The sequence below is a fragment of the Enterobacter cloacae complex sp. GYL001 genome (genome assembly GCF_049237125.1).
Taxonomy (GTDB): Bacteria; Pseudomonadota; Gammaproteobacteria; order Enterobacterales; family Enterobacteriaceae; genus Enterobacter; species Enterobacter hormaechei_C.
Genome location: NZ_JBMKGW010000039.1, coordinates 1 through 6887 on the forward strand (window position 1 = coordinate 1; position 6887 = coordinate 6887).

Genomic DNA, 6887 nt, shown 5'->3' on the forward strand with positions numbered 1-6887 from the left:
TGGGCGAAATGCGCCTGGTAAGCAGAGTTTTTGAAATGTAAGGCCTTTGAATAAGACAAAAGGCTGCCTCATCGCTAACTTTGCAACAGTGCCGGGATTACGTGAAGCATCCACATAAAGCAACTAACCATGATCGCAATAGCACAACCAATTGGAATCCATGTGCTCAACCACGTCTGGATTGATGTAGCGGTTGATTCACCAGTATCGGTGCCAGCGGCCAGCGCAATTTGCGGCAGGGCAATGGACAAAACGCCCATAACTACCGCAGGGCCATACTTCTTAAACAACGTGGTCATACTTTCTCCTTACTCACTATCTTCTGTTGATTGCAGATTTAACCGGCATTCTTCAACGCCACACTTATCTTTCAAAAACTCTGCCAGTAGCCTTAAATCAGCCCAGGTTCGTAGTTCATGCTCTTTGTTAACCCGAATGGAACATGCGATCTGGCCCAACTGTTCATCGTCTATCTGAAAAACGGGATACCACGTCTTTAATGAAACCCGTTTTATCGTTACCTCCTTCACTTTTCCTGTTTCAAATAGCTCCAGGATCTGTGATTGCAATACAAGGTACAAACGTTCCATCCATAACCTCACTCCCCCTTCGCTGTTTCCTGTTTGGTTAAAAAGGCATCCGTATTATTTCGGCTGAAGGCATCGCCATCACCCGAACCAAAAACATCTTGTTCACCGTCATACTGCGTGGCCGTACTTTTTGCCTGCTGAGGCTCAGTCGCGGTGCTGTCCTCACTGGTCTGGCCATCAGGTAGCAGCGTAGGGATTTTCAAATCAGTTGATTGACGCGCCACGTTGATAACTTTCGTGACATACCCGTTAGAAATCCCGTTTATGAGTGAGCCGGTGTTGTAGCAGGAAAGCGCGTGTCTCAGCGCAACCTGCCCGGCTGGATAGGATTTCAGGGCGCTATCATAACAGGCTTTAAGGATGGTCTGGCTCGCCCGCAGGTTGATGCAGGGCTTGAAAATATCGTCAACCGAAAGACCCAGGCCCACTAAATTATTTGAGTTAATTTGTGCAAGGCCCATATCAAAACTTTTATTATCCTTCAGCAGAACTTTCGAAACGCTGACGGCCTCAGCTTCAGTACGTGGTTGCTGTTTTAACTGGGTACTACCACCGTTAATATTGATCCTGTACGGCCCATTTGAGGACTCATGGCCGACGATGTACGCCATTGTTAAGGGTGAAACATCAGGCGCACATCTCTGCGCAAGCCTGGCAACTTCATCTGAGGCAGGCGCAGCACTGGCACGGCCAGCACAAGCAAGGCAGGCCAGAGCGAGAACCAGAAGTTTTGGATGTTTACTCATTTACGTTTCACCGCGTAATTGTAATTTCGACGACTTATGTTTATGATAAGGGCTAATGAGATCGTGTCAAGAAGAAACGAAAAGAAAACCTCTGAAGGAAGGAAGGTAATGCTGGTTCCCCTGAAATCAGAAAAACGCCCCAAAGGTGAACCCATGTATCGTGACCCGGATAACCCTTTTAATACGTGGACTGGTATAGGGAAGCGCCCGGCCTGGCTAACTGCAAAATTGGACGCTGGCATTAGCCTGGAAGCCATGAAAATGCAGGGCGTTGCCAACCCCAGAGAACATAGACAAGTAAAATACCGCGACCCCAGGAACGCAGAAAATACCTGGTCCGGGACTGGCCGCCGACCAACATGGCTCAAAGAGCTGCTTGATAGTGGTTTATCACTTGATGATCTAAAGATATAACCGGAGAGTATAAAAATGGGCGATGTTATTGATTTTGCGGAAAAGCAAAAAGGCAGAAGGAAGAAAAAGGCATTTTCCATTCCGCCCATTTTAAGAAAATTCCGAGTCCATGCTATCAGGTTACTCGCCAGCATCATCAAATCCGGCTCTTATTCAGTTGCTTATATCGTTAAGAAAATTACAGGAAAGTTAATCAAGTTGTTCGCAATGTTAACGATTTTCGTTTTTATTGTCGAATATATCGCAGGCGATATAGGTTACAAATCTATTTATAACTCTGCGTTATTATTAATATTACTTACCGTTATCAACATTCTGGCGGGTGTATATCTGAACAAACTGTTAAGGACAAAACAATGAAGAAACTCTTAATCCCTCTGATAGCAGCTGGTAGTCTGCTTTATCTTCCTGCCAGCCATGCTGAAGATCCCTGCAAAGTTATTATGTGCATGGCGGGCAAGCTCACCGGCGATAGCGGCGGAAGCGAGTGTAACAGTGCTGAAGCTGCTTTCTTCAATATCGTTAAAAAGAACAAGCACGGCTTTTTACCCAACCACACGAGGGATGCCAGGAAGGCTTTTCTTAATGAATGCCCGGATAATGGCGAAGGTGGAAGTAACCAGTCGATGATAAGCCAGATCATAAGTAAATACGGGAAAGTTCGCTTATAGGCGGGCTAGGAATAATCTCAATTTAAGGAGCCAACGTGAAAAAAATTATATTAAGTGCATTAGCCTGTACAGCTCTCTTAACTGGTTGCGTCAGCCAAGATAAAGGTAATGCGATGCAGAGCCAGATGAATAACCAGCAACGCCAGATTAACGAATTATCCGTTCGTTTGCAGTCTGCGGAGTCCCGGCTATCAAAGCAGGAAGAAAAGCTGCGCAACGAACTGCTGCAATCCAGCGGCTATTGCTATCTGAATGGCGCCCGCTACTCGACCGGCACCGTACTTTACGGGCGGATTTGCCAAAATCAGTCAGGCAGCGCTTCGTGGCAGGTTTACAGCCGTCGCTAAACACCAGGGCGGTTTAACCGCCCTTTTCTTTACCCACAGAAAGCACACTATCACCATGTTCCCCTTCCCCACTACAGAAAACCTTATTCTATGGGCTTGCAGCGCCATCGCACTGTTTGCCGTTGTATTCTTCCGGCGTTCAGTACGCAACCGACGACACAAAAGGAAGCAGCAAAGTGCGCGGCGGGTGCTGGAGCGCATAAAGACGTTGCCGGGCTTCCCACAAAAAATTAACTACCTGAGGAAAATTGATCCTTTTGTGTTTGAAGAACTGTTGCTGGAAGGATTTGAAGCGCATGGCTTCAGAACCATCAGAAACAAACGCTATACCGGCGATGGAGGCATTGACGGCCAGGTAATAATAGGAAAATATCGCTATCTTATTCAGGCTAAACGCTATCGCGGCCATATTGCTTTACAGCACGTACAGGAGTTCGAGAAGTTGCTTAAACGTCATAACTGTCGCGGTCTGTTTTGCCATACCGGGAAAACCGGCGCAGGTTCAAAATCTGTCAGTATTGCCAGTGAACGGATGGAGATTATCAGCGGCCAGCGCCTGATAGATTTGCTCACGCCCGGCAGCTCCTTCACTATCGCAACCGCCCCGCAGACGATGATGAAGCGTACCGCAGCAACACTAGAAACGAGCACCATTGTTAAAGATGCCGGTAAAGAAAATCGATACCATGAGAGTTAATTAAATGAAGTCAGTAACTATAGAAGCAAAAACATTTGCTGAAATGTTAGGAATAACAGAAGGTGAATTAATCTTTGCCATTAAGAAAACTGGCACATTCAAAAACAAGACCATCCCACAACCTCATGAGCCACATAAATCAAATAATAGATTTTTATATTCAGACGTAATGAGGTTTATAGAATCACTAAAAGACAAAGAGAACCGGTAATGACTCCAACTTACTGATAGTGTTTTATGTTCAGATAATGCCCGATGACCTTGTCATGCAGCTCCACCGATTTTGAGAACGACAGTGACTTCCGTCCCAGCCTTGCCAGATGTTGTCTCAGATTCAGGTTATGTCGCTCAATGCGCTGAGTGTAACGCTTGCTGATAACGTGCAGCTTTCCCTTCAGGCGGGATTCATACAGCGGCCAGCCATCCGTCATCCATACCACGACCTCAAAGGCCGACAGCAGGCCCAGAAGACGCTCCAGCGTGGCCAACGTGCGTTACCTAACAATAAACCTGTTTAAATATCCAGATAAAAACATTCAATCTGGGTCAAATGAGTGATACAGTTTCACCCATAAGACCCAATGGAGGCAATATGTCTGAATTTGAATTACTGGCGCAGGATCTGCTTGAGAAAGCAGAAGCGGAAGAACAACTGCGACAGGAAAATGATAAAAAGCTGCTCGGGCAGGTGCTGGAAATCTATGACCAGAAGTACGTGGCTGAACTGCTTAGAAAAGTTGGTAAAAATGAGTGGAGTCGCGAGACTCTTAATCGCTGGATTAATGGTAAGTGCTCACCTAAGACGCTGACGTTAGCCGAAGAGGAACTTCTACGAAAAATGCTTCCGGAAGCGCCTGCACATCACCCTGACTATGCCTTCCGGTTTATTGACCTGTTTGCTGGGATTGGAGGTATACGGAAGGGCTTCGAAACCATCGGTGGCCAGTGCGTTTTTACCAGTGAATGGAATAAAGAGGCTGTGCGCACATATAAAGCTAACTGGTTTAACGATGCTCAGGAACACACTTTCAATCTCGATATTCGGGAAGTCACGCTCAGTGATAAACCTGAAGTACCTGAAAACGATGCCTATGCTTACATTAATGAGCATGTGCCGGATCATGATGTACTTCTAGCAGGTTTCCCCTGTCAACCGTTCAGCCTTGCGGGCGTAAGCAAGAAAAACTCGCTCGGGCGCGCGCATGGTTTCGAATGTGAGGCTCAGGGAACGCTTTTCTTCGATGTGGCGCGTATTATACGCGCAAAAAAACCTGCCATCTTTGTTCTTGAAAACGTTAAAAACCTGAAGAGCCATGACAAGGGTAAAACCTTTAAAGTCATCATGGATACCCTCGACGAACTGGGCTATGAAGTTGCGGATGCAGCTGAGATGGGCAAAAACGATCCTAAAGTTATCGACGGAAAGCACTTTTTACCTCAGCACCGAGAACGTATCGTTTTGGTCGGTTTCCGTCGTGATCTGAACATTCACCAGGGCTTTACCCTGCGCGATATTAGTCGTTTTTATCCGGAACAGCGTCCGTCATTTGGCGAACTGCTGGAACCCGTGGTTGACAGCAAATATATACTGACGCCGAAACTCTGGGAGTATCTCTATAACTACGCCAAAAAGCACGCAGCTAAGGGTAACGGATTCGGTTTTGGCCTCGTTAATCCTGAAAATAAAGAAAGCATTGCCCGTACGCTTTCTGCTCGCTATCACAAAGACGGGTCTGAAATTCTGATAGACCGTGGCTGGGATATGGCCACAGGTGAAACAGACTTCGCGAACGAAGAAAATCAGGCGCATCGGCCCCGCAGGCTGACTCCACGAGAGTGCGCGCGCCTTATGGGTTTTGAAAAAGTAGATGGCAGGCCTTTTCGCATTCCTGTGTCAGACACTCAGTCGTACAGGCAGTTCGGTAACTCCGTAGTGGTGCCCGTGTTTGAAGCCGTAGCCAAACTGCTTGAACCTTATATCCTGAAAGCGGTTAATGCCGATTCGTGCAAGGTTGAACGAATCTGATCGCTCCTCCCGGTATTTATGCCGGGAGATAATCTATGGAATATCTGCGTAAAGCCCTGTCAGCTCAGCAATAAACGCACCTAGCGTCATTAGCTCAGCTCTCACCGCCTCCGGGTATTTTTTGTGCAGCGATGATGGCACGACCAATCTGACACCCGACTCCCGCATCTCCCGATATTGAGCCAGAGAAACTCCCTCTTGGAGTGTAAACAGATGCACCTGATGAATTTTATCGGCCTCATTCAGTATCTGACGCCAGCGATCCTTACAGGTAGTCTTGACTGCCAGCATGCGCAGATTTTCTACGGGAAACTCAGTATCGTGGTAAGCCCCTGCGGAAGGGAAAAGGAAATCGGGTTTTTTATTACCTTCTGTGATGGCCTGCGTCGCAAAGTGTCGCAGGCCGTGCTCAATGAATAGATGCTCCAGGTGCAGTTCCAGAGACTTCCCGGCTCTGGATTTACGGCGATTGCTGACAGAATTGGCCAGCGCAATAAATTCATCCACAGAGCCAAATCCTTTCCGGATGATATCCAGAACATGCAGTTCCTCAACCAATAGAAATATGTCGTACTCCACGCGCCGGCGGTCAAGAAGTTGCTCATCCGGATCAAGGGAATTTTTCACATAATGGCTGGCTGCATACTGAATAATTTCACTTCCCGACGGAAAGCGCAGGTGCCAGTCTTCAGGTAGAATATATTTATGATTTACTGGCGCTTGCTGTAGAGATAGTCCGCCTAGAATCTGTCCTGCGGGGCCGGATATAAGCGCTCCGGGTATAACTTCACCAATAGCGGTCTCAATGACGTCCTCTTCATCAGTGCTGGCGCATACCCAAATATTTACTTCCTTACAGTCCCCCCCTTGCTCATCAAGCTTGAAAGCCAGGAGCGTCAGAGCCCCTGTATTTTCAGGATCCTGAAGTGGGCTGCCTCTACCCCAGCGGGTAATCCTTTTTTCATTCCGGGTTTTACCAAAATGACGGCTGTTATAATAAATTGCCCTGGCTTCGCTGTCAGGGCAATCATGCGATGACACATGTGCGGTGAGAAAAACCGAAGGGTTCAGTTCACGGGTATGGTTGATAGACGGAAAGAGTTTTTCAACGATACCTGAAGGGATATAAAGCCCTACCTGGTGACCACCTGTTGCGCCGGTATCGTTGGCGGAAAGGCGTTTGATGTAGACGAAGTAATTCTCACATGCGATCTCAAGTAGCCAGTTGTGGAAAACCGACATAAGCATCCCCTGTTACCCTGAAACTCTACTCACCATTTTTTCATGATTATATACAAACAGTGTCATTTTCAGAAGACGACTGCACCAGTTGATTGGGCGTAATGGCTGTTGTGCAGCCAGCTCCTGACAGTTCAATATCAGAAGTGATCTGCAC

General features: G+C 47.2%; 11 protein-coding genes and 1 pseudogene. 7 read left to right on the top strand and 5 right to left on the bottom strand.

Annotation, left to right across the window (positions count from 1 at the left end; translation table 11 throughout):
- Nucleotides 1-74 precede the first annotated feature (74 nt).
- The 3 genes from ACOTWU_RS24805 to ACOTWU_RS24815 are packed head-to-tail and all read right to left on the bottom strand — an operon-like array spanning nucleotide 75 to nucleotide 1336.
- Nucleotides 75-299: a conjugal transfer protein TraM gene (locus ACOTWU_RS24805; protein ID WP_148839772.1), complete on the bottom strand. Its 225-nt coding sequence runs from the start codon at nucleotides 297-299 to the stop codon at nucleotides 75-77.
- Between the two features lie 9 nt (nucleotides 300-308).
- Nucleotides 309-590: a transcriptional repressor KorA gene (gene korA / locus ACOTWU_RS24810; RefSeq protein WP_016338364.1), complete on the bottom strand. Its 282-nt coding sequence runs from the start codon at nucleotides 588-590 to the stop codon at nucleotides 309-311.
- An 8-nt stretch (nucleotides 591-598) separates the two neighbouring features.
- A complete protein-coding gene (locus tag ACOTWU_RS24815) occupies nucleotides 599-1336 on the bottom strand; it encodes a lytic transglycosylase domain-containing protein (protein WP_013279384.1) in 738 nt (245 codons plus the stop codon).
- Nucleotides 1337-1444: 108 nt separating this feature from the next.
- Here ACOTWU_RS24815 and ACOTWU_RS24820 point away from each other — a divergent pair, with 108 nt between their 5' ends.
- From ACOTWU_RS24820 to ACOTWU_RS24845, 6 genes are all read left to right on the top strand, one after another.
- Nucleotides 1445-1750, top strand: a complete 306-nt coding sequence (locus ACOTWU_RS24820; RefSeq protein ID WP_012561154.1) for an H-NS family nucleoid-associated regulatory protein — start codon at nucleotides 1445-1447, stop codon at nucleotides 1748-1750.
- Nucleotides 1751-1765: 15 nt separating this feature from the next.
- Nucleotides 1766-2110 (top strand): hypothetical protein, encoded by a 345-nt coding sequence (locus tag ACOTWU_RS24825; protein WP_012561155.1) that lies wholly within the window; start codon nucleotides 1766-1768, stop codon nucleotides 2108-2110.
- Nucleotides 2107-2421, top strand: a complete 315-nt coding sequence (locus tag ACOTWU_RS24830) for a TrbM/KikA/MpfK family conjugal transfer protein (protein WP_016338363.1) — start codon at nucleotides 2107-2109, stop codon at nucleotides 2419-2421. The genes ACOTWU_RS24825 and ACOTWU_RS24830 overlap by 4 nt, the downstream gene beginning before the upstream one ends.
- Nucleotides 2422-2534: 113 nt before the next feature.
- Entirely contained in the window at nucleotides 2535-2768 is a 234-nt protein-coding gene (locus tag ACOTWU_RS24835; protein WP_012561157.1) for a hypothetical protein, read from the top strand.
- A gap of 55 nt (nucleotides 2769-2823) precedes the next feature.
- Nucleotides 2824-3465, top strand: a complete 642-nt coding sequence (locus ACOTWU_RS24840) for a restriction endonuclease (protein WP_012561158.1) — start codon at nucleotides 2824-2826, stop codon at nucleotides 3463-3465.
- A 4-nt stretch (nucleotides 3466-3469) separates the two neighbouring features.
- Entirely contained in the window at nucleotides 3470-3676 is a 207-nt protein-coding gene (locus ACOTWU_RS24845; RefSeq protein ID WP_001749967.1) for a hypothetical protein, read from the top strand.
- Between the two features lie 10 nt (nucleotides 3677-3686).
- Here the strand turns inward: ACOTWU_RS24845 and ACOTWU_RS24850 are convergent.
- Nucleotides 3687-3959, bottom strand: a pseudogene (locus tag ACOTWU_RS24850) (IS1 family transposase); the annotation flags it as partial.
- Between the two features lie 98 nt (nucleotides 3960-4057).
- Between ACOTWU_RS24850 and ACOTWU_RS24855 the strand changes: the two are divergent.
- A complete protein-coding gene (locus tag ACOTWU_RS24855; protein ID WP_001288432.1) occupies nucleotides 4058-5491 on the top strand; it encodes a DNA cytosine methyltransferase in 1434 nt (477 codons plus the stop codon).
- Between the two features lie 33 nt (nucleotides 5492-5524).
- Here ACOTWU_RS24855 and ACOTWU_RS24860 read toward each other — a convergent pair whose 3' ends face one another.
- Nucleotides 5525-6733: a type II site-specific deoxyribonuclease gene (locus ACOTWU_RS24860; protein WP_001749969.1), complete on the bottom strand. Its 1209-nt coding sequence runs from the start codon at nucleotides 6731-6733 to the stop codon at nucleotides 5525-5527.
- Nucleotides 6734-6887: the final 154 nt, after the last annotated feature.